Source organism: Coleofasciculus sp. H7-1 (genome assembly GCF_057473865.1).
Map to the genome: position 1 here is coordinate 1 of NZ_JBYCCT010000070.1, position 24,335 is coordinate 24,335.

Sequence of the window (24,335 nt, forward strand, 5' to 3'; positions counted from 1 at the left end):
CCTTATCAGCGTTTCGGACAGCGATGTCTTTCCGTTTCGTGGAGTGGTTGCACCACAATCACGACGTATTCGTTGCTTATCAAGCTGCTTTGGGCTTTATTTGGGCTTGAAATCTGTTTAAGTCCCGCTATATAAATTTGCTGACATAGCAGGAGATTTCTAAAGCCTGAAAATTCAGGCTTTAGTTCAGCTTTTCTGGGGTTTCCGGCGTTAACCCCCAAAAAGAACCGATTTTTAAGTGGCAGTGCAGAGGCAGAGTAGGCAACAATAAATCTATCAATAGATAGATGAATCGTCCCATGAGAGAAGAACGCCTCGAAGCCTATCTCAATCTCATCCAAGTGCTACTCAGTTCCTCTAGTGGCGAGGAAATGGAGATTTTGCAGACGAACCAAGCCCTAATTGATGCCGGGTTGGTGCAGACAATGGAAGCGGTAGCCGCAATGCTGGCAGAACGGGGCGATGGAGAAGCGGCGGAGTGGTTGCGGAATGTTGCAGCACCGATGGTTACAGAAATGGGCAATTCATCATCGGCACCCACTGTCGTCAAGATGATTCCCGAATCGCCTCTCGAATTCTTAACTGAGGTGTTGCAGGCAACCGCAGATAGTAATAGCGATCGCCAAGTAGTGTATCCGCTGTTACAAGCAAATCTCGACCAACTGAATGAGAAACTAGCTGAGATATTGCACGATTGGGCAATGGCAATTTTGCCGCAAGTTGAATCCCAAGAAGCAAAATTTATTGCTGCTACAATCGGCGGATTCAGCAATCTGATCGCGCAGTTTCCCCTGGGAGACAAGGCGAAAAACTCGGAGATAGCGATCGCAGGTTACGAGATCGTGGTTACAGTTTTTACCCGCGAAGCGAGTCCCGACGAGTGGGCGACAACTCAAAATAATCTGGGCAATGCCTACCGCAACCGGATACAGGACGATTTGGCTGACAAAGATAGATTGGCAGTACGCGCTGATAATCTAGAACGAGCGATCGCCTGTTACAAGCAAGCATTGCAAATCTATACCCGCCCAGCCTTTCCCCAAGATTGGGCAATGACGCAAAATAATCTGGGCAATGCCTACCGCGACCGGATACGGGGCAATCGTGCTGATAATCTAGAACGAGCGATCGCGTGTTACAGGCAAGCATTGGAAATCTACACCCGCGAAGCGAGTCCCGACGAATGGGCGACAATCCAAAATAATTTGGCATTTGCTTGTGAAAATTGCCAAGCATCTAATTTGCCAATTTAAACCGCAGCCGGAAGAGGGGTTCATGGTTTATCGCAACGAATAATCAACAAGGAACCATGAACCATCAATCAAGGAGATTCAGTCCTCACTCCTCAGTTCTCACTCCTCACTCCTCAGCCCTCAGTCCTCAGTCCTCACTCCTCAGCCCTCAGTCCTCAGTCCTCAGTCCTCAGTCCTCAGCCCTCAGTCCTCACTCCTCACTCCTCACTCCTCACTCCTCAGCCCTCAGCCCTCAGCCCTCACTACTCCGTCCTCACTCCTCACATCCTCTTCACCCAGCGCCAAACTTTCACCAGTAGATTTTCCAGCCACAGCATCGCCTTATCCAGCCATTCCAGTAAATACTCTAGGGGGTGCTTGACGTATCCGGATGGAGTTACCTCAGCCTCGATCCAGTCTGGCGAATGGGTGGCAAAGCTTGTCCTATTGTTTTGAGCGATCGCACTCGATGAACTTGGAAGCGCCTCTTCGGCTTCCACCCTTGGCGTCTGGAAAGCTGGGGCTTTGGTAATTTTGCCTGAAATGTCTTTTTTGCGAGATTTTTTGGTTGTAGAAGGGGTTTGTGTTGGACGCGCCGCCATTTGTTCAGGCGCAGTGGGTTTGCGGGGCGTCAAAATCGTCTGTTTGAAACTCAGGCGAAGCTTAATCGACTTCCAGAGAGAATCCCCAGCCGGATATGCCTGCTGGCTGGCTCCAGGGAGGGCAATCCTGGTCTTCTTTCCAGGCAGATGAGCGGAGGGTTGCTCTTTGCCTGCCACCCTTGGTAGAGGGCGATTAGGGGCGGTTGGCGCTGGCTGCTTGCTGGCTGTGGGTGCATCTGACTCACCGAATAAATCATTCATTGTCAGCCAGGGATCGGCAATGCCTGTTGCGGTTAATTCTGGATTGTGGCGTTGAGCAGATGCTAAGGAGGCAGAAGCGCCACCTGATATCTGATTCGTTTGGCTGTGGGAATCAGAATCGATTTCTGGGGTTGATTCCCAGGATAATTTCCCATCGCGCCTGCCAAAAAAGTAGTCAATTGCTGCCTGAATCAGCGCTTGGATATTGTGTGCTTGGGTGTGTGCTTGGGCGTTAACATCGGCAGATGCCGGTTGCTGCATTGGCTGGCTGAATACAGCTTGTATCCGTTGTAAAGGCGATCGCTCAATTGCCTTAATTTCCCCGGAACGGGGTGTCAGCTTCGCCAAAAAGTCTTTTTGCCGCACTTCGATGGCAACCAGCGTGCGATCGAGGAAGATTAATGGCTGAAGAAGTAAGGAGGAAGAAGGATGTAGAGCTTTGTTCTTCCTAAAGGGTGGGATACTTCCGATCCCCTCTCCAGACGCGCTAAATCCCGTTCCCATCTCCTCGTCTTCTCTTGTTTCTTGCCACCGCACCAGCGTTGATTCTTGGAAGAGATTGGCAGCGATCGCCACTGGTCCTTTTTGCACCCAAGCCATCACTCCCCAGAAGAGGCGCACGGGTGGTAACAAATGGCGCTGATTGACAGGAGGGCGCAGTTGTGCTACAATGCCTTTCGCCGACGCCTGCGCTAACCGCCACTGACGCCAGTAGTTTGCCAATTCCCAACGAATTCGCTGTTGTAATTTTTGCTGTTGTTGAGGGGTAAGAATATCTAAAATTTGATTCTCGGCGGTGACGAGTACCACGGAACGGGTAGCAAGTTGTGTAGCAACTCCCCGAACGACAATTTGATTGTGTAGCGCCGCCGCCAAGGATTGTCCGCTTCTGGTTCCCTCAGCCGCCTCTTTAGGCTGTAGCGTTTGCACCACCACTGTTTCCGGGAGATTGAGAGGGTGCAGAGTTAAATTTGAGGAGCTAGAATGACTCGATCCACTCGCCGAGTTATGATTAAAAAATTTGAATCCAAAATATGTCGTAGAGACAAAGGTTATCGCATCTGCAACTTGATTAAAAAATCCCGCTTTGTTAGTAGAAACACCAACAGAATTTGCAGCCGAATTTAAAACCAATTCTGACTCTTCCTGACCCGCGATCGCTCGTAAAACTTGCTGAATTGGCGTGTCTGCTGGTGGAGGCGTTGGCGGCGAGTCAGGACGCTTTGCTCGGTCTTTTTTCCCAGAAGTTTGTAATTGAGGTTTCTCTTTTGTCGCTTGTTGTAACTGACGCCCAGCTAATTGGGAAGTTTGAGCCAGCAGGTACACCGGATAGAGGAGAATTTGCGCTCCCCAAACCGCTGCGACTTTCAGCTTTCGCAGGGCGCGATCGCTCTCATCCTTCAACCGGCGAGATTTTCGGGAGAGGAAATTAAATAATTGGCTTTTATAGCGACCATTGGGAGGGGAGGACATTTTGCTAAATGAAGGATTGCTAATTGCTAATTGCTAACAATAGTAGATGCCCTGATTTTATCGAAAAGATGACCGATTCCAAGACACCTTTTGTAACGCCCTCATGCAGCCTCCTGAGCGAAGCGATTGAAAAACTCTCCGCGATGACTCAGGTTAACGTTCAGACACGCTGGCGCTACTGTGCCGCAGACTTGACAGCAGATACAGTTAACCAGTCTGATTTAGGAAATGATTGGTCATCTGTGGAGTTGAATCCCAAGGGACATATTGCTTGGCAAGCGGGACAAAAGGTATTATGGCTTAGTCAAAAATTGATTATTCCCCAAGATTTACACCTATATCCTTTATCGGGGTTGGCGTTGCGGCTGGTGTTAACTTGGTGGGCACAAGACGCGCAAATTTTTGTAAATGGCGTCAAAGTGCAAGCGGGAGATTTATTTGATTGCTCAACGAGGGTACTGCTGAGTCCCGCTGTCACTCCTGGTGAGGAGATTACAGTTGCCTTGCGCCTGGTAAGTCCCGGACATGATGATGGAGCATTAGTGCGATCGCGCTGTATATACGAATTTACCACCGATGATAAGATTGAACCCGGTTTTGTCGCTGACGAGTTAGCTGTCTTACAGCGGTATTTAAAAACCTTTGAACCGGAAAAACTGGATATCTTAGCATCTGCTGTGGCTGAGATTGACTGGACAGCACTGCCTGACGGACAAAAGTTTGAGCGATCGCTTTCCACCCTCCGCCAAAACCTGCTTAACACTTTAGGGTCAATAGAATCTAAAATCTGTTTGCTAGGTCATGCTCACTTAGACTTGGCTTGGCTATGGCCTGTCAGCGACACTTGGGAAGCTGCTCAACGCACTTTTGCATCGGTTCTCAAACTTTTGCAAGAATTTCCCAACCTGACCTTCTGCCATTCTACACCCGCACTTTATGCTTGGATTGAGCAACATCGCCCGGATTTATTTGCCGCCATTCAACAACAAGTTGCGGCTGGACGCTGGGAAGTTGTAGGCGGAATGTGGGTGGAACCGGAACTGAATCTGATTAATGGCGAATCGATTGTCCGCCAGTTGCTCTACGGTCAGCGTTACGTCTTAGAAAAATTTGGGCAATTGAGTACAGTCGCCTGGTTGCCAGATAGTTTTGGCTTTTGTGCCACGTTGCCCCAATTTCTGAAATCTGGCGGGATTGAATACTTTGTCACCCAAAAATTGCGCTGGAACGATACCACGAAGTTTCCCTATGAAACATTTTGGTGGCGATCGCCCGATGGTTCCCAAATCTTCAGCCTCATGTCTGCTCCGATTGGTGAAGGCATTGACCCAATTAAAATGGCGTCTTATGCCTGTGATTGGGAAACTCAAACAAGTTTAAAAGCAGCCCTCTGGCTTCCAGGTGTGGGCGATCACGGCGGTGGTCCCACCCGCGATATGTTGGAAGTGCAAGCGCGCTGGGAAAAATCCCCCTTCTTTCCTCGTCTAGAATTTACTACATCTGAGAGCTATTTACAACAAATTAGCACTCAGATTAGCACTCAGAATCCCAAATCCGGGCACGGCAGTGTCGTGTCCCTACAGAACTCAAAACTGTTCCCGGTTTGGGACGATGAACTATATCTAGAATTCCATCGGGGTTGCTACACCACCCACGCCGATCAAAAGCGCTTTCAACGTCGCAGTGAAGGCTTGCTTTACCAAGCAGAACTTTTCGCTTCCTTGGCGAGTATCAGCACGGGTGCAACTTATCCCCAGCAAGAGTTAGAATCTGCTTGGAAAAAGGTGCTATTTAATCAATTTCACGATATTCTCCCCGGTTCCTCAATTCCCCAAGTCTTTGTAGATGCAAATGAAGCTTGGCAAGAGGTGGAACAAGCGGGTTCGGAAATATTACAGCTAGCCTTAAGCGCGATCGCGAGTGCGATCGCCCTTCCCCCGCCGCCGCAACCAGATGCCCTGCCAGTTATCGTCTTCAACTCCCTGAACTGGCAACGCTCGGAAGTCGTTACCGTCCCCTTACCGGCGTCTGAACATAACTGGCAAGTTTACGACTTAGAAGGGCAACTGCTGCCATCCCAATACTCTTCGGTTAACTTATCCTCCAACCCCTCTCAATCCCTTAATAAGTGGGGTGAGACAGGAACGGAGATTTCCTCCCCCTTCCCAAATCGGGAAGGAGGCTGGGGGGTTAGGTCTGGCTTATCTGAAAAGGATTGGCTGCCATCCCAGCTTTCTGAAGGCACGACGCTGCTATTTCTCGCCGAGAATATCCCATCGGTAGGTTATCGCCTCTTCTGGCTATGTCCTCAAGACGAATTGACCTCAAAAAGGCAAAAATACGGGCATCCTAGCACTAGCTTTCCGGATTCTAATGCGCCTAATCAAGATAATATCAGATTTAGCGAAAAAAATTGCATCGTAGAAAATGACTTACTGCGGGTAATCGTTGATTCTCAAACAGGCGATTTAAGTAGTGTTTTTGACAAAATTAATCATCGAGAGATCCTCAATCAAGCTGGAGGAAATCAACTCCAAGCCTTCCAAGATAGCGGTCAATATTGGGATGCTTGGAACATTGACCCCAACTATGCCCAACACCCCTTACCTCCCACCCAGCTAAAGTCAATTGAATGGGTAGAACAGGGGGCGGTGCAAACTCGTCTGCGGGTTGTGCGACAGCTAGGCGAGTCTAAATTTTGCCAAGATTACGTACTGCAAGCAGATTCACCGCTACTAAAAATTGTCACGACTGTAGATTGGCAAGAACGCCACGTACTCGTAAAAGCTGCTTTCCCGCTTACTTTGACGGCGGATTGTGCCACTTACGAAATTCCCTGCGGCGCGATTGTGCGAAGCACACGCTACGCTAACGGGCGTCCTACTCAGCCTCAAACACCCGCAGAAACCGCCAAATGGGAAGTTCCTGCCTTGCACTGGGCGGATTTAAGTGACAATGACTATGGCGTCAGTTTGCTAAATGATTGTAAATACGGTTACGACGCCCAACCCTCACAATTACGCCTCACCCTGTTACGAAGTTCTAGTTGGCCCGATCCAGAAGCAGATCGAGGTTGGCATCAATTCACCTATGCCCTCTATCCTCATCAAGGTAGCTGGCAGTCAGCGCATACTGTGCGGCGAGGCTATGAGCTAAATTTACCGCTACAAGTGATGCTGCTGCCATCAGTAGGCGAACAGAATTTGTCCTTACCCGCCGTTGGTCAATTGTTAGACTTACAAGCTGAAAATCTAATTTTGATGGCGTTAAAACAATCAGAAGATAATTTGCAGCAGTGGATTTTGCGGTGTTATGAGTGTCACGGGGGAGAGGCGCAGATGCAGATAACGAGCGATTTAGATTTAGCGATCGCGCACCCAGTTGATTTGTTAGAGCGTCCTATTGATGCACCCGAAATGTTGGCTACTGGACAAACAGCCAGCATCCAGCCTTGGAAAATCGCTAGTTTTGTAGTGGAACGAACAGACGGCTGAGAAAATAAGCTTATGAGCAACCAAATACCGCCAGTTCTAGATAAAATTTTCAGCGACGACAGTATACCCGATGCTGTCTTTTCTGTCTTGCTGCCAGCTTTGGGTGAAGTATTGCAGTGCGATCGCATTTTTCTCTACCTACGAGATCCGCATACCTCTATCGGTAAAGTTCCTTACTGTTGGCGTCGCACTCAAGAATATCCCAATATTGTTGACGCTGACTGGAAGAAAGAACCAGAATCTTTGCCAAAAGAAGATCCGCTCTTTGCTGCGGCACTGCATACAAAACCTTCTGTCTTTGTCGAAGATGTAGAGACAGCGAATCCGGAAGTCGTTAACAAAGCTTTCGAGCAAAAAGAATTTAGACATCGAGCATTAGTTCACGCTCACTTGTGCAAAGATAATTTGTTGTGGGGAATTCTGCAACCTTGTGTCTTTGGTCAGCCTAGAGTATGGACGCCGGAAGACCGCTCTATTATTGCCACAGTTACAGAGAAATTAACACCCCTTGCTGTTGCCTATATGTTAGCAGCGAAGTTTTCGATACCCGCCGTGGAATAAATTCTCTGGCTATAGCAATCCTAAATGATTGGTGAAACCCTGTAGAGACGCGATAACCCTTGTCTCTACTAAATATGGCTTGTCTCCATAGCCGAATATAAATTAACACGAATGTAGGGGCATATAGATTTTGGTAGGTTGGGTTGACGGAGGAAACCCAACACTAAATAGTGCTTGTCTCCATAGCCGAATATAAATTAACACGGAGGTAAAAACACACAACTATACGTTCCTACTCTTTACCTAGGTTCCTTGTCTCGGTATATAATTGCCAAAACTGTTACGGTTGCACAACTAATAAAACTAATCAAGTTTCCATACATCAAAACTAAATCATTTTGATAATAGCCGTAGAGAACCCCATTAAGCTGAATAAAATTAAAACCTAAAAAAGTAATCAAGGCTACATTCTTAGAACTCTTAGTCTGAACAATTCTTATTGCTTGTGGAATAAACAAGCTGGCGTTGAACACCATGCCCAATCCAAAAAAGAATGTGACAATCTCTTTCATACTGGCTGCAAACTTCAGGTGAGGGATAAGGGAACCGCAAATTACAAGTTTCTAGAATAATCTAGCGATAACAAATTCCCGATTGGTTACTCAGCTTCTGCTTGTTGCCTCTGCCATTGCTTCAAAACTTCAAAAGCATTAAAACCTCTGTATTGTAAGTAATTCAATAACTTGGCTTTGGTTTTTGGGTCGATACTTTGAAAATCATCAATTTTGTACTTTCGCATAACCTTTGTCTTTAAACCATCCAACTCGTCTGTATCCTCGCTTCCCTCTGCTTCAATTTGTTCGCTCCAGACTTGCTCGAATACCTCCGAGGAAATCCCTTTTTCCATACACTTGCGCCTTACCATAGATTTCCCATATTTACCTTGAGAGTATGCAATCAAGTTGGCGACTAAGCGCGTGTCGGATTGATAATCTTTCTGTTGCAAATCATTGATAGCCTCGGAGATTTCGTTTGGCTCAAATCCCTTTGATTGTCCTTTCTTCAAGAGTTCGTAAGCGCTATAGTCTCGGCGGGATATCAGGCGATAAAAATAGTCAATACAACTCATTCATTAAACAGCTATTATTTATATTTATCTTAACACATATAAAGCTTTGCTCGTTGTTTACCGCCTATAGAAGTTTAAAAAAGATTGGCGTTTAAAAGAATGTTAGTGAACCACAAAGACACTAAGAACACAAAGAAAGAAATAATTTAACTAATAAAATATAATTGCTATAATTGCCGTTAAAATAAACAATTCAAGGCTCAAAAAACTGGCTTTTTTACAGAATTTACTCCAACTCGATCTGAGGAAATTAGTTCCTCGATAAACTGCTGCATCCGTTCATAATGCGTGCCTTTCCAATAAATATGAGCGCATTCGCGACAGCGAGAAAATTCATTTATATATTGTTGGACATTGGGTGGCACTTGGTCAAGAATCAATTCCTTAGCCACAGGTTCTAATAATCCATTACAACGCAAACATCGTTGCAACGGTTTGACAAATTTAATCAGCTCAAAACGTCGCATTACCTCTCCCACTTGTCGTTCTGGATTAGTTTCTCTAACATAATATCCATGTGTTACCAAACTACGCATCAACAGACCTTTATCGCGAGTCAAGAGAATCCGTTCTTCAGTTGCAGAAATTTGAGCTAACTCTAGATCGTCATAGTCATTTCGATACAGGGTATCAAAGCCTAACATTCGCAAAGATGTCGCTAGCTTCCCTAAATGAATATCTAGAACGAAGCGAGGAAATTTTAACGGTTGAGGACGAACGAGAGAGACGATAGGTGTGTTTTCAGTCGCCGCAGAAATCGGATAAATATGGATGCGATCGCTATCAGTCACAATATAGGAGAAATCGACTGGTTTGCCGTTGACTTCGAGATAATCCACTTCCGGATGAGGGACGCCCAAAGATTCGATCGTGTCCTTAATCGAGGCTCGTTCCTCAAAAACATGAGTAATGGTTACGTGCCTTTTTTTGCGTGGCAAGAAATCATTCAATTCCGCGTAAAAATGAAAATCTGCTTTAGCCATATTGAGAAATTAATACATCGCCGTTCGGAACCCCACCTCAACCCTCCGGAATAAAAATTTATTCCTGATCTTCCCTCCTAAAAGCGGGGGATAGGGAGGGCGATATCCTGAAATTCTACTTCCCCATGAAAAAAAGTTTTTCCTTGTCTTCCCTCTGTCTGCGGGGGAATAGTTGTAGGTCTTTGCAAATTTTCACAAGTGAGATGCTTGCGATCGCTTGTTGCCCTCTTGTGGCAACTCAATTTAAAGTGTAATATATATGTAGTATATAAGATACAAGTGGTCGAGTCGCTTGTTGCCACTAGAGAATTCATCAAAGTAATCAGAGCGTTCCTAAACATCAGCGGAGATACGCTCCAGCTTTGTAATGCAAGGAGTCAAATAATGGATGCAACCCAACCAGCCATCTTGAATATTATTGTGCATCTGCGCTCTTGTAATGAGCCATTTCTCCTGCGTTATAACGGACAACCCCCACGCTGGAGCGATGAATCTCTGCATCGGGAAGCCTACGAACAAAATCCAGAATTGTACGCGCTTTTGGCTCTCATCACCCATGTTACAACGGGGCAGCGCCTGCGGATTTTGTTTCAGTTGCTGCAACGCTCTCGTGTGGGGATGTCGAAGGAAGCGCGTCAAACTAGCGATCGCGTCACTAATTTTTTGTTGGCGATTTTGCACCCAGACCAAGTTTTGACCGTCTTTTTAGCACTGCGACGGGTACGAGCTAATCACAAACATACCGCGAAGGCGATTCTCCAGTACATCCTCAATCATCCCCAATTTGAGGATATGGCTTTGCGCCGTCGTCCTGCGGTTGTGGATGCAATTGAACACGCGCTGGGGAAGAATGTGGCGCGGGGTTCTGTGAAGCTGTCCGACGCAATTGATAAAAGCGATTTGCGTCGCTATCTGTTGCGTTATGCCCATAATCCAGAATCGGTAAAAGCAATCCTACCTTTTCTGTATCATTCTCCTCTGGGAACAGGTTTAATTCCGGCGGTAGGCGAAGTTAAATATACCCTCGTTCATCAACAATATAGTCAATTTGAAGCGCTTCCAGAGCGTCCCAAGACAGTAACGGCAACCAATCGCGGTGATATTTCCGCAACCTTGGTGCATTTGTATCGGGGTGGAAAATCGCCGGAATTAATGTCAGCTTTGCAGCATTATGTCGAACAAGCTGCGGTAAACCTGCCGAAATTTTCAGGTCAATTGGCTTTGGTGTTGGATGCGTCTGCTTCGACGAGAAGTTATGGCGATCGCGAATACTGCTATCTGGCACAATCAGTCGCCCTCAAATTGGTACTCGAAAAATGCTGCGCTAACCTCAAAGTTCATACAGTTGGGGGAGTTGGCGAATTACCCATGCCAGAAGGTTACACCGACTTGGCAGGTGCTTTAGTGGATGCTTTAGAAGACTCACCCGATTTAGTCGCCATTGTCTCTGATGGTTACGAAAATATGTATCCGGGAGACTTAGAAAGAGTCGTTGCCACCTTGCCGCAATTGGGTATTCATACTCCAATTGTCTTCTGCCATAGCAAGTTTACCGCACTGGATGACCTGGAATTGAGACGACCTGCGGCTAACCTCCTCCAGAGAGAATTCTGGCATCAAGACGATTTTGAAGACTTGCTGAATTCGCTATTTGCGATCGCCAGTGCAAAGCAAACCGAAGCATCTTTGCAGGAATTCCTACGCCAAAAACTCATATTCCAAGAAAAGGAGTTAGCCACATGGACTACCATCAATTAGAGTTAATAATCCCCAACAAAGTCGATCTCTCTCCTTACCGCTTTGGAATTCCTCAACAGTCTGGAGCAATGACTGTAGTCCCCATCTTCAGTCCAGATTGCCCAGGTCAATTTACCAGTCCCCTCTCTGGATTGAAACTCAGTCGAGTTCACGGCTATGGAAATGTAGAACTCCATAACCCATCAACAGGTGTGGCGATTGTTCCCCTGCACATGGGTTATATCCAAGACCAAGCACAAAATCATGCTTTGTGTCGGTCAGCATTTATTGCTGCGGGACAGAAACTCATGTTTAAAGATGCCTGCTGCGTGCAATCTGGTCAAGGCGGTTATTTAGAAGGTCGAGAACAATGGTTCTTCATTCTCCCCCTACAATTGCGCTTTCAAGCATTGCAATTCCGGGGTCAGGAAGACTATAGCAAACTCTGGAAAGAAATTGAGCGTCTAAATCAGCGGTTTGATTTACCTCAACGCGGTCACTTAGAGCAAATTCTCAGTAAAAAACGCACCTTTCTGACCCAATATCAAAGCCGATTTGAATTGCTTCCCCAGCAAACGGGGGCATTGTTCTGGATTCGGAATCAGTTAGTTGGCGTGGAAATTGCTCCAACTGCGGCTTACTTCCAGGAAGTGTGGATGCCTCTGGTTTGCTTCTGCTATGGTGTGGCGGCGATGAATGCCCAAAAGCACGCAAAAGCAAGCGACAAATCCGTGCTTCCTTTTGCAGCCAGCAATCTGCAAGAACTGCGCCAGCAGTTGCACAAAAGCCGTCAGGAAAAACAGTTACAAGTTAGCGATTGGCTGAGTCAAACACCCGCAGAAAGATTTCGGCTCAAAGAAGAAGAACGCTTCTTGAGTCTGCGGTTGCATACCTGTAAAGGGAAAAACTTTGCGGGTCAGTTGGTCGAAGATTCAGGACAACTGGTGTATGCTTCGTTGTTTGCTTTCGCAATTTATTGAAGCCAACACTTGACGCGATAGCTCAATTTGTACTACAATAAATTATAGTTGGAACTGAGTTAGGCATTGGCGCTTACTTGATGATTCCATGTCATGGTTAAGAAACGCCACCGCGCTAACCGCCTGTCCAACTGTAATTTCCCGTCATATCTAAACTTTATACAGAAAATATAACCCCCTTCTCTATCCGGGAAGGGGGTATTTTATGCCATAAGCGTCGCTTTTCAAGACTCCCTTGGATTAGGTACCCTGAGATATCCTTTCCTCCAAAACAAGATCCCACAACTGATTACCAAGGCGACAGCCACGACAGGCAACCAAATCGCCAGGATTGATAAAATAATCGCACTGCCTGCTTCCAGGCTGGAAACCACCGCATTGCCGAATCCTCCGGTGAGTGCGGTTGAAGAAAAGCGAACCATTCCCGTTAAGGCTTGCACGATACCCGCCGAACCTCCACCCGCAATCACTGCGATTGTCCACTGAACTAAAGGATCGTTGTGTGGAAAGATGGCAGCAGTCAAGAAAGTGCCGACTGCGATCGCGGTTGGTGTAGAAACGATATCTAGCAAATTATCTATCCACGGAATGTAATAAGCGGCAATTTCAATACAAGTCGCCACTGCAAATGTCACCAACGCCGGATAAGTTCCCATCCACTCAAAATTCGGTGCTAGTGGCAGATGTCCAAAAAGTGCTGCCATGCTCATCACTAGCGGCGGTACAAAAATCCGAAAGCCACAAGCCGCACTCAAACCAATGCCAATTGCAATGCTTAATAATGTATCCATACTACTTAAATTTCATCATTCGATAGGGTTGCTCTCGCCAAATCCGCTTCAATTACCTTGGCACCTTTCAAGTTGACCCCACTCAGGTTCGTTCCACTCAAATCTGCGCCTCTTAAGTCTGCCAACTCTAAATTTGCTCCCCTTAAATCAGCTTCACTGAGGTTAGCTTCACTTAAGAAAGCTTTACTCAAATTTGCCCCTCTTAAATCTGCCAGCCGCAGGTTAGCCTTAGCTAGATTCGTTCTAGTTAGGTTGGCTGCACTCAGATTTGCTTCGCTCAAATTAGCTTCACTCAAATCCGCCTCACTTAAGTTCGCTTTACTTAGGTTAGATCCACTTAAGTTCGCTAAATTCAGTTTTCCCCAACTCAGATTCGCTTCGCTAAGTAAACACTCACAAAGCCAAGCACCTCTTAAGTTAGCATTGATAAAATACCTTTCTCCGGCTGCATAACGCCGCTTCAGCTCATCAGCAGCAAATCTGATTAAAATGGTACTTTTATCTTCGCTATAACACCATTCTGCACCCAATAATTTAGCAGCCGTGTTAACAGCTACTTCATCCTTTTTCAGCAATGTAACCCCATTACAGCCATCCCATTCACCACCGAGGATAAAAGCAATCTCTTGGGCAGCATATAATGAGTCAAACAATAGAACATCTTGCCTTACCCAGCCTCCAAAACTACTAACTCTGTTGCTGGAGAATGATGATAGTTTTCGGATTAAGTCTTTCATCCGGTGTTTTAAGCAATTTTATTCAAGGAGCATTCAAAGCGATAAAACTTTTGTATATCCTTATAAATACCCTAGCTAACACAACCGGATTGGACATCAATCAATAGATATATTCAGCGTAGTTCCCGCCGGAGGGACAGAGAGCGTCGTCTCCCAGAAGCCATCCCCTCGCTGGAGCATCAGGTTGTCAGTAACTCGCTGCCAATTATCGTATTTACAGCGCAATTTGACTTATTTTAAATTTGTCAATAACCCTTTGTAATAATCAGTTAACTTGATTTTTAAACGCTCTCGGTTCCCAAAGGAAAGCGCTCTCGGTACGCAGAGATATTTGTTCTCCTTAGCGTACCGAGAGCGTTAAAAATTCCTCATTTCAGGGTAAGCAATGCCCTATTCATCTATCCAATGTTTGGCTCTTTCAACTGCTTTTTGCCATATTGTAAAATTCGCCTGCGCCTGGGTGACTCCCGCACCAGGTTGGAAAGTTCGGTCAATTTGACGACTCGCTGTTAATGTGGCGTAATCTTGCCAAAAATTAGCTGCCAAACCAGCAGCAAAAGCGGCACCTTGTGCAGAAGCATCGAGAACGGCTGGACGTTCTACGGGAATACCTAAAACATCAGCTTGAAACTGCATTAAAAAGTCATTTTGACAAGCTCCACCATCTACTTTTAGCAAGGCAATATTGGTGCCGCTATCTTGGTTGATTGCCTGTACAACTTCTTTGACTTGGAAGGCGATCGCTTCCAGCACTGCCCTGACAATATGTTCTCGCTGCACCCCGCCCGTAATGCCGAAAAATGCCCCCCTGGCACTCATATCCCAGTGCGGCGCACCCAAACCACTCAACGCGGGAACGAAGTAAACACCCCCGTTATCCGCCACCTGCTGCGCCATTCGTTCTGTAACGCTCGCCGCCGTAATTAGTTTAATCCCATCCCGCAACCATTGTATGCAGGCTCCAGTGGTGAATATACTGCCTTCCATGCCATAGCCGACTTGGATTTTTCCGTCCTTGTCTGTCTGCGTCCACGCGACGGTAGAAAGGAGTTGATTGCGCGATCGCTGCATGTTTTCTCCGGTATGTGTAACTAAGAAGCAGCCAGTACCATAGGTGCATTTTAATAAACCAGGGCGATCGCAACCATGAGCAAATAAGGAAGCTTGTTGATCGCCCAAAATTGCCGTAATTGGCACCTCACCGCCTAATAATTCCGGTTGAGTGTAACCAAATAAGCCTAAACTTGCCTGAATTTTCGGCATCAAATGAGCGGGAATTCCAAATAACTTCAGTAGCGTCTCATCCCACTCCCGCGAAGCCAAATTCATCAACATCGTGCGACTGGCGTTACTATCATCGGTGGCGTGTACCTTACCGCCGGTTAGGTTCCAGAGAATCCAGGTATCAATCGTGCCTGCTAAAACATTCTCTAAGTCGATGGGGGGATATTCTCGTTGAATGTGTTCCAACAACCAAGCTAATTTAGTTGCAGAAAAGTAGGCATCTAACACTAACCCCGTGCGATCGTAGATATCTGCTGCGTGACCTTGTTGAGTTAATTGATTGCACAGCGGTGCGGTGCGGCGGTCTTGCCAGACAATTGCATTATGTAAAGGTCGCCCCGTGGTTTTGTCCCACAGCAGACAAGTTTCTCGCTGTACGCTTAACCCAATTGCAGCAATATCTTTTGTCGTTATCCCCGCCTTCTGCAATGCACTCTGCATCGCCCAACACGTATCTTGCCAAATTTCTCTGGGGTCATGCTCTAACCAACCCGGTTGGGGATAATACTGAGTCAGTTCTTTGTAAGCAGAGCTAACAACCGTCCCTTCAGCATTAAATAAGATCGCTCGGTTGCCGGTAGTACCGAGGTCTAGGGCGAGAACGTAGGCAGGAGTCAATGCAGTCATTGCAAGCTTTATCAGTAATAAATTGAGAGTTTCAGGACTTACGCAACATCACCACATCTGGGGGCACCCACAAGGGGATTGCCCCTACAAAACGCTATATGTATAAGCTTTGCGTAAGTCCTGACCTACACGGGAACCGTCACCGCCGCCTCAAATTGGGGCGCACCGACCGCTAGCGCGTCCGTCCGGCGCTCTGAGACAGTTATGAAGCGTGCGTCACGACACGAGTCTGCCGCGCTTCCTGCTCATCTTACGCGACAGTGACCGATCAATTAAAGGATTGCGGGAGCCTCGATCGCGTCTCTATCTATACTTCTTGAGTACAAATTGACGCAAAATGGCTAGGCAGAAACTCACCAAAAATGTTGATTTTTTCAGTCGAATTTAAGCCTTAGGATAGGGTATTTCCCTCAAACAACGAGTCTAAGCTGAAATAGATTGATTCATTCAAATTGAGGAAAAACTGATGCCTAGTGGTCACGCCAATCATAAAGGTTCTTCAATCAAACCCAACACTAATGCTAATGGTCGGATTGATACTGCTGCTGACCTCTCAGTAGATCCACAGGAGCTTCTGGATGAAGGTGTTGATGCTAGAAGAGCCGAAGCAGAAAGTATGGAGAATCCGGCTGCGACTCAACGAACTAATCAACCCGAATCGGGTAAGGAACAAAAGTAACTGTTGCTAAACGAGGCTGTCTGGAGCCAAGGCACAAGGGTGACTCTGCTTGCCAGTCTCTACCTGAATAGCAAGCAGAGTCTGATAATGAATTAGGAAGCCATAAACTGCCTCAACAATGACAAACCCGCCATTGAGTACAAGAGCAATTACAAAGGCAAAAGCTTCCTTCTCCCTGTAAGATTCCTCAAAACGATTAGCGATCCTGCGATTAATGCGTGCTACACAATCTAGATTGACTGCGGACGTGACCATTTTGCGAAAAGCGCTCTGCCAAGATTTGTTGATAAACTGCTTCGTAACCATCAGTCATCCGTTGCACGCTGAAGTAGGTTAGTACGTGTTCTCGACAAGCGTAGCGGTTCAATTGGGCAGCTTTATCAATTGCCGCGATCGCTTCTTCAACGTTGTGGGTCAAAAAGCCTGTCTTTCCGTGGGCAATCACTTCTGGTGTAGAACCCATCTGCATTGCAATCACTGGCGTCCCCGCTGCCATCGATTCAACCATTACTAACCCAAACGGTTCGCGCCAGGTAATTGGGAACAAGGTTGCAGCTGCCCTTCCCATCAATGCATTTTTTTGAGCGTGGTTTGCTTCACCTAAATATTCGATCTGCTTGCCATCAATGTGGGGCTTAATTTCCTGCTCAAAATATTCCACATCAACGACATCCACTTTCCCAGCCATCTTTAAGTGCCAGCCAGAACGTTTAGCAATTTCTATTGCCAAATGTGGTCCTTTTTCAGGTGAGATTCTACCTAGAAAAGCCAAGTAAGGGGGGTTATCCGGCTGAGGGTAAAACTCATAAATAGATGGATCGATGCCGTTGTAAACTGTAGCAACGCAGTTCAGATTTAGTCTGGGTTCCCGCTGGTCATTGGAGATACTAATGAAAGGTTGACGGCGGGCGTGCATAAACAGCTTTTCATTGTCTGGGGTGAAAATGCCATGCAGCGTGTGAACGGTGGGCGTTTTTACCAGGTTGGCATAAGGCAAGGCAGCGCAGCCCATGTGAGAGTGAATGATATCAAACTTATCCGCCTGCTCATAAACTCGACTCAGTTGTAGCATTTCGTAAACGCTATATTCCTTAACTGAGGGGTCTAAACGGATTGCCTGCGGATGAACAGATTCTAATTTAGCCAAACTGATGGAATCACCAGATGCAAACAAAGTGACCTCATGACCGCGCCGGACTAATTCATCGCAGAGTAAACCCACAACCAATTCAATGCCGCCATAGGCTGGAGGTGGCACTCGCTCCCATAATGGGGCCACCTGTGCAATTCTCATCACTAACCTCCTAATTGTAGTAAGGTAAAATTTGGATTAGAAGAGGCTCCGTTCTATTGATGTCTTGCCTTGTGAAGTAATTCATTCTTTTAAGGAAAAATTACTTAACAAAATTTTAATAGAATTTTTTTAACTTTGTAAATGCTACTTTAGACGGAAACTTGGAATTAGGAAGGTAGAGATACCCGAACCTAAAAATATAAAGTTTGAGATATAGGTTTAAGGATTAAAATATTGGCATTATGCGAGTTTTGCGGGTAATAATCTCTTGGTAGCGGGCGCTATCTTCCTGTAACTATCGCTCTCATCGAATTGCTCAGGAGTGTCTAATTAGATAGGGGAAGGCGATCGCGTTATGCCGCGATGATGCCCTTGCTTCCCCGTAACCTCCCTTAAAAAGAGGTTGAGGGGGAGCAAATATGTTGGACAAAAGCAATTTTCTTTTTCCTAGACTCCAGCCTGGGAATAAAGAAAACTAAGATGCGAGGTGCATTCCAGTCACCTTAGTATTGAGGTAACTGATTAAGTAGGTAGACATAATTAAACTCGCGCATCTAATGTAGGGAATGGTTGAGGCAACGTTACCCAACGCATGACACAGGTTTGATGGGTAACGCTTACGCTTTACCCATCCTACAAATAATTAGATCCATCTACTTAGCTTCCCGCATCGGGTTTCGTTGAGGAAGCACAATAACTATCACTCACAACTGTAGAGGTAGAAGACATCTTTACAACTTGTCTGCGAGATTCTCCGGAGTGCAACTGTTTTTCCGGATGCATCACAATTTTCTTACAAACAACTTGATGAGTGCCTACATCCGCAAAGCTCCAGATGTAATTTTCAAAGTCGCTGCTAGTCGCATTAGCTGGAGATAGCGCTAATGCAGACAGTAACACTATCTCCAAAGTTAATAGAGCTACGATCGCAATTCTCAGCATAGTATTTCTATCGAACTACAAATTTTCCTCATCTGTATTTCTCTAATTATTCCCTGGATTTTCGTCTATAGCAACCCTATTTGAGTTGTGAGCCAGCGCTTCAGATCGCCGACAACTCTTACGAAGTCGGGGATCTCGCCTTCACGAATCATTTAGGATTGCGATAGTTGTGGCGCTGTACCAATTTACCCGTGCAGATTCGCTCTTCATTGTCTTGGTGAGAGTAATTGTCACACTTGTTAGCTACTACGGGGCGAAAGTGGTGCCGGGAATTGGTATTCCAAGGAGTCCCTTATTGGCTCCCTTGACCTTGCTGTTGACTTGAAATCTTGAGACTCCTAAGGCTGAAGCCGCTCTGAGTCTCAATTCAGCACAAAAGTGGAGTTTTAGCCAGGAAGCCATTAAGTGACTGAGATCGCACAAATTGTGCGATCTCAGTCACAAGTTTTTGCGATCGCGATCGCAAAAGATGCCCAAAAGAATCACTTTTAGATATCCCATCGCATCACCAATGACAACCGGAAATTCACCGATATTATAGATATCGAGTTCAAGTCCCAAGCGATGCCTTCTATCCAACTTCTCCCCACCGCCCTCTCCGAGTTATTCGCTCAGGTTACTTACTCTGGTTCCCTGACGCTGGCTGACCGCTACGGACTTATGGCAGCGCTATTAGATGATTCGCTGGGTGAAGAAGAGAGAGATGTCATCGACCGTCTGCTTCGCGCCGTGTGTAAAGGACGGCTTTCGTTGGTGGAGCAAATTTCGGCTGTAATGTAGAGAACAAAGCGAACGGGACTTCAGATAAAAAACAATAGGACTCGAAAGAAGCTCCTCAGTACATCCCCGATGGGTACTGAGGTTTTTTGCTTTTGGTAGCTCCGATTTGGTGAACGTTGGAGTTTGAATTACGCTCCCCGGTAAAGCTTCGGTTCCGGTCTTTTTGGGAGTAGGATGCAGAAAAAACCTTTGCCAGCAAGAAATCGTCCCCCAAAAAACCTTACCCCCAGTTCCTCTCCTTCAAAGGAGCGGCGAGCCAGAAAACCTTTTGCATCTTCGCCTCTCTGTTAACGGAGAGGGGGAAGGTTCTTTTTGGCTGTAATCAACCGGATTTTATAGATTAAATTGCCACATCAGGACGGCGCAGTTGACGCCATAAAATTAATAACCCTAACGCGATCGCGAGTACAACCGCTGTGGCAGCAATTAAAGGTTGATTGGCTTGACGTACCGCGATCGCTACGAATGCCCAGATAATTACGAAGGGGTAGGCAATATCTGCCCGTTTTATGGTAATCGTAGCAGCGATCGCTGCCGCTACAACCAGCAGAATTACCGTCCATATTTGAGGACTGATGCCCCAACCATTCCAACCCAAATAGTCAAGCGTACTCGCCACATTCACAATTGTCGCAACACTAATCCAGCCTAGATAGATGCTCAAGGGAATGTGAACTAACCATTTTTGTGTCCTCGATCGTTCTAAACTAATTCCCAACCGTAGATAAATCCCAATCAGGGGCAGTAATATGAACAGCATTGCCACAACTGAGAGTGTAAACAGTTGGTACTCGAAAAGAAACACCCAAGCGATTTGTGCAATACTTGCTAATACCAAAAAATACCCTTCCCGACGCAGATAGGGATTTTGTCTTTGAGCGGGTAGAACTTGATAGACTCCAAAACTAATCAAACCCAAATAAATGACTCCCCAAATCGCAAAAGCATAGTTGGCGGGGATGATTGGGACTTCACTGAAGAAGCGATTAGAAATTTCCCCAATTGTCAATCCATTGGGAGGAGCAACATTTGCATAGACATTAATCGCAAATGCGGCAAGAATAGCGATGAAGTTAGCAACTGACCGCAGGAAATCTGAGTCGAAGCGCTGATTGACAGATTTCATATTGTTACCGCCTTTTTTTCAAGGCTTTGTTTGACAATTCAAGCAGCAAAAATTGTGGCACTGATTTGCTAAAGAGTGAGAACTGCTCAAACCACTGCAAATTCTAGGTTAAACAAGTTCATCACGCTTTAAGGAACCAGTGCCACGAACGCACCAACCCGCTTCAGAGCATACCGGGTAAAGATATTGATTTCTGGTGAGCGATCGCTAAAAGACAGAACTTCTATTTCAAGCGTTCGTCATTGCCGGACAAGCAACGTTCGTCCCACCTAGCCCACAATACCCATTTGGGTTTTTGGCAAGGTACTGCTGATGATAGCCTTCTGCGTAATAGAACTCAGGGGCATCAAGAATCTCAGTAGAAATTGTCCCATACCCGGCGGCTTTCAGGGCTTGCTGATAAGCGTCTCTTGATGCTTCAGCCAGCTTCTTGTGGCTGTCTGAATACACATAAATTCCGGAACGGTACTGGCTGCCGGTATCATTGCCTTGGCGCATCCCTTGGGTAGGATCGTGGCTTTCCCAGAAGAGTTTCAGGAGTGTTTCGTAACTAATCACTTTCGGGTCAAACACAACGAAAACCACTTCATTGTGACCTGTCATGCCCGAACAAACCTCGTGATAAGTGGGGTTTGGGGTGACTCCTGCTGCATAGCCAACTGCGGTGGTGAAAACTCCGGGTTGCTTCCAGAATATACGTTCTGCTCCCCAGAAACACCCCAAGCCAAACATCGCCATCTCCATCCCATCGGGATAAGGAGGTTTCAGCGGATTACCGTTTACATAGTGAATAGCGGGGACTTGCATGGGTTCTGCGCGTCCCGGCAATGCTTGCTCGATCGTGGGCAGACTTTGCTTTTTACCAAATCCGAATAACGCCATTGATTCTGACTCTATTTTGTGATAAACGTTTTAACCTTACTTAATATTGTAAAGAGTTTGGCGTCCCTTGAAGAGCGGGGAGGAGGTGGGGTTAGCCGAAACCTCACCCCCCAAACGCCTCTGTGTTAACACAGAGGGGGCAATTTCCTAAGCGTGGATGCTGCCATCGGGTAGGATTGCTCCCGCTAAGTTCGCTCCAGTCAGTTTAACCAGGATTCGGTCTTGCGAGCCAACCTTAGCGCCCCTCAAATCGGCTCCCCTCAAATCGGCTCCACTGAGATCGGCTCCAATTAAGTTAGCTTCCCGCAAATTAGCATTGCTTAGGTTCGCTTGCAGCAGGTTGGCTCTAAAAAGATTCGCTTTTTCTAGGTTGGCTCCCTGAAGATTCACCTTATGCAAAAAGGCATCGCTCAAATTGGCGTTGCTGAGGTTGGCATTGCTCAAATTTCTTCCTGACAAGTCTTTTTCTTTGAGATTGGCTCCGCTCAAGTTGGCTCCGCTCAAGTCGGAATGCGGCTTAGGAGTCTGATGGGGAGATTGAGGCGGTGATTGATAGGAGTAACTAGATTGATAGTAAGAACTCGGTGGATGAGCGCGATCGCGTGGCGGAGCTTCGGCATTTCGATTCTTTTCGCTCGGTCGAATTGACCGCAAGCGATCGCGTGCCTGATTAATCTCTTTGAGTTTTTCTTGAGCTTTTTGCTGTAACCGAGGATTATCTTTCGGGATGCGATCGGGGTGCCAAATAAAAGCCAAGTCCCTATAAGCCTGGTTCACTTCTTCGAGTGACGCTCCAGGCTCTAGTCCCAGCACTTTGTAGTATCGATCTAGATCGCTCATCTATCACTACCCTAGCAGGCGTTGCCCGTTGAACGAATGCTTCTTTTGGGGTGAAATAATTAGACCCCGAAACCTCTAGGGGCGATCGCGCTCCTGTTGCCCTTCCCAGTATTAGATGACTGAAAATTGCTGGTCGCTTGGGTTGCAATACATCAAAACCTGAACCGAAATGTATTGAGTCTGTAGCGAAGCGCTGTTTGCTCTTACTTGTCGCGTTCTTGCTGTAAAAGTTAGCGAGAGGCACTCATCCCCCCTAAGGAAGGGGAAATTCCGCGTGCAGTGTAGAGAGTTGTAGCTCTTTTTCCACCATTGATTCAGGAATCGCGGCTGCACCGACACCGCCTTCAACCACTGCCTTCACCATCTCGCTACTGTTCAATACTAAAACTACATTTAACTGGGTGGGATCGATTCCCCAATTTTGCAAGGCTTGCTCAAATATTTGCTGCGCTCCAGAGCCAGACTCTCGCATTACCCAACTGGTTGTAGAAAGTTCTGTTACGGAAATCTCTGCAAGCCCAAACCAGGGGTGAGACTTTCCCACGACAATTTGTAAGCGATCGCTCAACCTTCTTGGGCAGACAGACCGAAACTTACCCAGAGTCCTGACTACACTGAGGTGACTCAATCTCTTGACAGCCTCTTGAAAGCAAAGGACGCACCCGATAATTCCGGTTATACACCAGAGGAAATACAACAGAAGCTCGGTGAGTTGCAACTGCAAAAATATATCTTAGAGACAGCAGCAGACTGGGGGCAGTGCCGCAATGAAACCGGGAAGACATTGGCTGTCTATGCTCATAAAGCCAAAAAAGCTAACTTTTCCCAAGCAAGTACTCTCTACTACCTGGGGAATGGTAAAGTCACGGACGATGATTGGAACTGTGATGGCGTTTACTTGGCAAGTGGTGTCAAAGTAGCTGGCTTAACCCCTGGTGACACCCAAGGACAAGAATTAGGGGAGCCTGTAGCTCTCAAAATAGTCGCTGGAACCCAATTAGTGGCTAAAACTAATCCAGAAACTGGTGCAGTTGAATTCAACGTTCCTGCTGCGAAAGTTTTCAAAGCAGGTGAGGGTACTTGGTCTATTCCTAACTTGTCGTCAGCGGATGTGGAAGCGCAAATTCCTAACGCACCAATCGAGGATTAAATTTTTCACGCCTGTTTAGCACTTTAGGCGTTTTTCCTCTAAAGAGTAGCAGAATGACCGCCAGGGTATGAAAAGCTACAAGAGATAAACTGTTGAACAGCTATCATACTCTGGCTAATCTAGCGGTTCTCACTTCGTTGCAATATACTCGGAACCTCACCCCCCTGTTCCCCTCTTTGCAAGCGAACAGGGGATTGGGGTGGGGTTAAAAAACTGTACTGCATCCAAACGAGAATTGTTATAGACCTGATAAAATTTTCTGGAAGATTGGGTTCTGGTTCAAAGTGCTTCTGAAGCGATAAAGCTTGTGCATATTTGTACATCTAAACTAATAATTAAGGGTGGTATCGTGTGCAGCTATTGTTTAAACCTATAAATGTGAGGACAGAAAAACTAGAGAAACCGAAACGACGGACTTCCGAGCGAGTGCGGGATCATTTGGCAAATGAACGCACCTACCTAGCATGGATGCGGAGTGCGATCGCGCTGATGGGATTTGGTGTTCTGATCGTCCGTCTTCGTCTCCTCCGTCCACCTCTTGCGCCTCAACCCCCTGGTAATGGGTGGAAGTTAGGTTTAGTGTTTTCCTTAGTTGGTTTGGTAACGGTATTGCTGTCAACCCAGCACTACTTCGCTGTTCGACATGACATTGATGAGGATACATACGAACCTGCGGATCGCTGGGTGATTCTGTTTAGCCTTGCCGTACTCACCTTGGGAGCTGGGGTTATCTACTACGTCTTCACAGTTCCAATTGAATCATTAAGTAGTGTCATACTTGATTGACATCCTCCCACCGCTCGCTCGGCGT

Annotated in this window: 25 protein-coding genes and 1 pseudogene; 11 read left to right on the forward strand and 15 right to left on the reverse strand. The window is 46.5% G+C overall.

The annotated features are described in order from the left end of the window. Window positions 1-287: 287 nt before the first annotated feature. Together AC2VDX_RS19365 and AC2VDX_RS19370 are read left to right on the forward strand one after the other, a co-directional pair. On the forward strand, window positions 288-1,253 hold the full coding sequence (locus AC2VDX_RS19365) for a tetratricopeptide repeat protein (RefSeq protein ID WP_378184825.1): 966 nt from the start codon (window positions 288-290) through the stop codon (window positions 1,251-1,253). Between the two features lie 56 nt (window positions 1,254-1,309). Further along, a complete protein-coding gene (locus AC2VDX_RS19370) occupies window positions 1,310-1,552 on the forward strand; it encodes a hypothetical protein (protein WP_378184823.1) in 243 nt (80 codons plus the stop codon). Here the strand turns inward: AC2VDX_RS19370 and AC2VDX_RS19375 are convergent. Then, window positions 1,514-3,568, reverse strand: coding sequence for a hypothetical protein (locus AC2VDX_RS19375; RefSeq protein ID WP_378184821.1), 2,055 nt, complete (start codon window positions 3,566-3,568; stop codon window positions 1,514-1,516). The two genes, AC2VDX_RS19370 and AC2VDX_RS19375, sit on opposite strands and share 39 nt — an antisense overlap. Window positions 3,569-3,636: 68 nt before the next feature. On the opposite strand from AC2VDX_RS19375, the gene AC2VDX_RS19380 reads away from it, so the two are divergent. Together AC2VDX_RS19380 and AC2VDX_RS19385 are read left to right on the forward strand one after the other, a co-directional pair. Then, window positions 3,637-7,062, forward strand: coding sequence for an alpha-mannosidase (locus AC2VDX_RS19380; RefSeq protein ID WP_378184819.1), 3,426 nt, complete (start codon window positions 3,637-3,639; stop codon window positions 7,060-7,062). 12 nt (window positions 7,063-7,074) lie between these two features. Continuing rightward, complete coding sequence (locus AC2VDX_RS19385) at window positions 7,075-7,623, forward strand: GAF domain-containing protein (protein ID WP_378184817.1); 549 nt, start codon at window positions 7,075-7,077, stop codon at window positions 7,621-7,623. A gap of 239 nt (window positions 7,624-7,862) precedes the next feature. Here the strand turns inward: AC2VDX_RS19385 and AC2VDX_RS19390 are convergent, their stop codons facing one another. From AC2VDX_RS19390 to AC2VDX_RS19400, 3 genes are all read right to left on the reverse strand, one after another. Then, window positions 7,863-8,135 (reverse strand): hypothetical protein, encoded by a 273-nt coding sequence (locus AC2VDX_RS19390; RefSeq protein ID WP_378184815.1) that lies wholly within the window; start codon window positions 8,133-8,135, stop codon window positions 7,863-7,865. Between the two features lie 86 nt (window positions 8,136-8,221). Further along, window positions 8,222-8,692 carry a regulatory protein RecX gene (locus tag AC2VDX_RS19395; protein ID WP_378184813.1) on the reverse strand — a complete coding sequence of 157 codons (471 nt, stop codon included), beginning with the start codon at window positions 8,690-8,692 and terminating at the stop codon, window positions 8,222-8,224. Window positions 8,693-8,892: 200 nt separating this feature from the next. Then, complete coding sequence (locus AC2VDX_RS19400; RefSeq protein WP_378184811.1) at window positions 8,893-9,675, reverse strand: Mut7-C RNAse domain-containing protein; 783 nt, start codon at window positions 9,673-9,675, stop codon at window positions 8,893-8,895. A 384-nt stretch (window positions 9,676-10,059) separates the two neighbouring features. Here AC2VDX_RS19400 and AC2VDX_RS19405 point away from each other — a divergent pair, with 384 nt between their 5' ends. Together AC2VDX_RS19405 and AC2VDX_RS19410 are read left to right on the forward strand one after the other, a co-directional pair. Next, the gene (locus tag AC2VDX_RS19405) at window positions 10,060-11,433 is read left to right on the forward strand and encodes a VWA domain-containing protein (protein WP_378184809.1); all 1,374 of its coding nucleotides are present in this window, start codon (window positions 10,060-10,062) and stop codon (window positions 11,431-11,433) included. Next, window positions 11,415-12,392, forward strand: a complete 978-nt coding sequence (locus AC2VDX_RS19410) for an ARPP-1 family domain-containing protein (RefSeq protein ID WP_378184807.1) — start codon at window positions 11,415-11,417, stop codon at window positions 12,390-12,392. Before AC2VDX_RS19405 ends, AC2VDX_RS19410 begins: the two co-directional genes overlap by 19 nt. Before the next feature lie 224 nt (window positions 12,393-12,616). Here AC2VDX_RS19410 and AC2VDX_RS19415 read toward each other — a convergent pair whose 3' ends face one another. The 4 genes from AC2VDX_RS19415 to glpK form a co-directional block, all read right to left on the reverse strand. Continuing rightward, window positions 12,617-13,183, reverse strand: a complete 567-nt coding sequence (locus AC2VDX_RS19415; protein WP_378184805.1) for a DUF4126 domain-containing protein — start codon at window positions 13,181-13,183, stop codon at window positions 12,617-12,619. Window positions 13,184-13,188: 5 nt separating this feature from the next. Next, window positions 13,189-13,920, reverse strand: coding sequence for a pentapeptide repeat-containing protein (locus AC2VDX_RS19420; protein WP_378184803.1), 732 nt, complete (start codon window positions 13,918-13,920; stop codon window positions 13,189-13,191). Window positions 13,921-14,016: 96 nt separating this feature from the next. Continuing rightward, window positions 14,017-14,145, reverse strand: coding sequence for a carbohydrate-binding protein (locus AC2VDX_RS19425; RefSeq protein ID WP_378184801.1), 129 nt, complete (start codon window positions 14,143-14,145; stop codon window positions 14,017-14,019). A gap of 165 nt (window positions 14,146-14,310) precedes the next feature. Then, window positions 14,311-15,831, reverse strand: coding sequence for a glycerol kinase GlpK (glpK, locus tag AC2VDX_RS19430; protein ID WP_378184799.1), 1,521 nt, complete (start codon window positions 15,829-15,831; stop codon window positions 14,311-14,313). 466 nt (window positions 15,832-16,297) lie between these two features. Here glpK and AC2VDX_RS19435 point away from each other — a divergent pair, with 466 nt between their 5' ends. Then, on the forward strand, window positions 16,298-16,510 hold the full coding sequence (locus tag AC2VDX_RS19435; protein WP_378184797.1) for a hypothetical protein: 213 nt from the start codon (window positions 16,298-16,300) through the stop codon (window positions 16,508-16,510). Between the two features lie 211 nt (window positions 16,511-16,721). On the opposite strand, the gene AC2VDX_RS19440 is transcribed toward AC2VDX_RS19435, so the two are convergent. Both AC2VDX_RS19440 and AC2VDX_RS19445 read right to left on the reverse strand, forming a co-directional pair. Next, window positions 16,722-17,804 carry a glycosyltransferase family 4 protein gene (locus AC2VDX_RS19440; protein ID WP_378184795.1) on the reverse strand — a complete coding sequence of 361 codons (1,083 nt, stop codon included), beginning with the start codon at window positions 17,802-17,804 and terminating at the stop codon, window positions 16,722-16,724. A gap of 657 nt (window positions 17,805-18,461) precedes the next feature. Next, window positions 18,462-18,704 (reverse strand): hypothetical protein, encoded by a 243-nt coding sequence (locus AC2VDX_RS19445; RefSeq protein WP_486928229.1) that lies wholly within the window; start codon window positions 18,702-18,704, stop codon window positions 18,462-18,464. 211 nt (window positions 18,705-18,915) lie between these two features. Here AC2VDX_RS19445 and AC2VDX_RS19450 point away from each other — a divergent pair, with 211 nt between their 5' ends. Beyond that, a complete protein-coding gene (locus AC2VDX_RS19450) occupies window positions 18,916-19,071 on the forward strand; it encodes a DUF1614 domain-containing protein (protein ID WP_378184791.1) in 156 nt (51 codons plus the stop codon). Window positions 19,072-19,184: 113 nt separating this feature from the next. On the opposite strand, the gene AC2VDX_RS19455 is transcribed toward AC2VDX_RS19450, so the two are convergent. Continuing rightward, window positions 19,185-19,307 carry a hypothetical protein gene (locus AC2VDX_RS19455; RefSeq protein ID WP_378184789.1) on the reverse strand — a complete coding sequence of 41 codons (123 nt, stop codon included), beginning with the start codon at window positions 19,305-19,307 and terminating at the stop codon, window positions 19,185-19,187. 3 nt (window positions 19,308-19,310) lie between these two features. On the opposite strand from AC2VDX_RS19455, the gene AC2VDX_RS19460 reads away from it, so the two are divergent. After that, window positions 19,311-19,526: a hypothetical protein gene (locus tag AC2VDX_RS19460; RefSeq protein ID WP_378184787.1), complete on the forward strand. Its 216-nt coding sequence runs from the start codon at window positions 19,311-19,313 to the stop codon at window positions 19,524-19,526. Window positions 19,527-19,866: 340 nt separating this feature from the next. On the opposite strand, the gene AC2VDX_RS19465 is transcribed toward AC2VDX_RS19460, so the two are convergent. From AC2VDX_RS19465 to AC2VDX_RS19480, 4 genes and pseudogenes are all read right to left on the reverse strand, one after another. Further along, window positions 19,867-20,652, reverse strand: a complete 786-nt coding sequence (locus AC2VDX_RS19465; protein ID WP_378184785.1) for a tryptophan-rich sensory protein — start codon at window positions 20,650-20,652, stop codon at window positions 19,867-19,869. Window positions 20,653-20,880: 228 nt separating this feature from the next. After that, the gene (msrA, locus tag AC2VDX_RS19470) at window positions 20,881-21,534 is read right to left on the reverse strand and encodes a peptide-methionine (S)-S-oxide reductase MsrA (RefSeq protein ID WP_378184782.1); all 654 of its coding nucleotides are present in this window, start codon (window positions 21,532-21,534) and stop codon (window positions 20,881-20,883) included. A 147-nt stretch (window positions 21,535-21,681) separates the two neighbouring features. Beyond that, window positions 21,682-22,374, reverse strand: coding sequence for a pentapeptide repeat-containing protein (locus tag AC2VDX_RS19475; RefSeq protein ID WP_378184780.1), 693 nt, complete (start codon window positions 22,372-22,374; stop codon window positions 21,682-21,684). 271 nt (window positions 22,375-22,645) lie between these two features. Next, window positions 22,646-22,939 (reverse strand): annotated as a pseudogene (locus AC2VDX_RS19480) (LysR substrate-binding domain-containing protein); the annotation flags it as partial. Between the two features lie 54 nt (window positions 22,940-22,993). Here AC2VDX_RS19480 and AC2VDX_RS19485 point away from each other — a divergent pair. Beyond that, window positions 22,994-23,524, forward strand: a complete 531-nt coding sequence (locus AC2VDX_RS19485) for a hypothetical protein (protein ID WP_378184778.1) — start codon at window positions 22,994-22,996, stop codon at window positions 23,522-23,524. Window positions 23,525-23,896: 372 nt separating this feature from the next. Further along, the gene (locus AC2VDX_RS19490; protein WP_378184835.1) at window positions 23,897-24,310 is read left to right on the forward strand and encodes a YidH family protein; all 414 of its coding nucleotides are present in this window, start codon (window positions 23,897-23,899) and stop codon (window positions 24,308-24,310) included. The last annotated feature ends 25 nt before the right edge of the window (window positions 24,311-24,335 follow it).

Excerpts from the sequence above, each read along its gene's own strand:
- AC2VDX_RS19365 (WP_378184825.1), top strand. The coding sequence starts at position 288 with ATGAATCGTCCCATGAGAGAAGAACGCCTCGAAGCCTATCTCAATCTC.
- AC2VDX_RS19370 (WP_378184823.1), top strand. The coding sequence starts at position 1,310 with ATGAACCATCAATCAAGGAGATTCAGTCCTCACTCCTCAGTTCTCACT.
- AC2VDX_RS19375 (WP_378184821.1), bottom strand. The coding sequence starts at position 3,568 with ATGTCCTCCCCTCCCAATGGTCGCTATAAAAGCCAATTATTTAATTTC.
- AC2VDX_RS19380 (WP_378184819.1), top strand. The coding sequence starts at position 3,637 with ATGACCGATTCCAAGACACCTTTTGTAACGCCCTCATGCAGCCTCCTG.
- AC2VDX_RS19385 (WP_378184817.1), top strand. The coding sequence starts at position 7,075 with ATGAGCAACCAAATACCGCCAGTTCTAGATAAAATTTTCAGCGACGAC.
- AC2VDX_RS19390 (WP_378184815.1), bottom strand. The coding sequence starts at position 8,135 with ATGAAAGAGATTGTCACATTCTTTTTTGGATTGGGCATGGTGTTCAAC.
- AC2VDX_RS19395 (WP_378184813.1), bottom strand. The coding sequence starts at position 8,692 with ATGAGTTGTATTGACTATTTTTATCGCCTGATATCCCGCCGAGACTAT.
- AC2VDX_RS19400 (WP_378184811.1), bottom strand. The coding sequence starts at position 9,675 with ATGGCTAAAGCAGATTTTCATTTTTACGCGGAATTGAATGATTTCTTG.
- AC2VDX_RS19405 (WP_378184809.1), top strand. The coding sequence starts at position 10,060 with ATGGATGCAACCCAACCAGCCATCTTGAATATTATTGTGCATCTGCGC.
- AC2VDX_RS19410 (WP_378184807.1), top strand. The coding sequence starts at position 11,415 with ATGGACTACCATCAATTAGAGTTAATAATCCCCAACAAAGTCGATCTC.
- AC2VDX_RS19415 (WP_378184805.1), bottom strand. The coding sequence starts at position 13,183 with ATGGATACATTATTAAGCATTGCAATTGGCATTGGTTTGAGTGCGGCT.
- AC2VDX_RS19420 (WP_378184803.1), bottom strand. The coding sequence starts at position 13,920 with ATGAAAGACTTAATCCGAAAACTATCATCATTCTCCAGCAACAGAGTT.
- glpK (WP_378184799.1), bottom strand. The coding sequence starts at position 15,831 with ATGACTGCATTGACTCCTGCCTACGTTCTCGCCCTAGACCTCGGTACT.
- AC2VDX_RS19435 (WP_378184797.1), top strand. The coding sequence starts at position 16,298 with ATGCCTAGTGGTCACGCCAATCATAAAGGTTCTTCAATCAAACCCAAC.
- AC2VDX_RS19440 (WP_378184795.1), bottom strand. The coding sequence starts at position 17,804 with ATGAGAATTGCACAGGTGGCCCCATTATGGGAGCGAGTGCCACCTCCA.
- AC2VDX_RS19460 (WP_378184787.1), top strand. The coding sequence starts at position 19,311 with ATGCCTTCTATCCAACTTCTCCCCACCGCCCTCTCCGAGTTATTCGCT.
- AC2VDX_RS19465 (WP_378184785.1), bottom strand. The coding sequence starts at position 20,652 with ATGAAATCTGTCAATCAGCGCTTCGACTCAGATTTCCTGCGGTCAGTT.
- msrA (WP_378184782.1), bottom strand. The coding sequence starts at position 21,534 with ATGGCGTTATTCGGATTTGGTAAAAAGCAAAGTCTGCCCACGATCGAG.
- AC2VDX_RS19475 (WP_378184780.1), bottom strand. The coding sequence starts at position 22,374 with ATGAGCGATCTAGATCGATACTACAAAGTGCTGGGACTAGAGCCTGGA.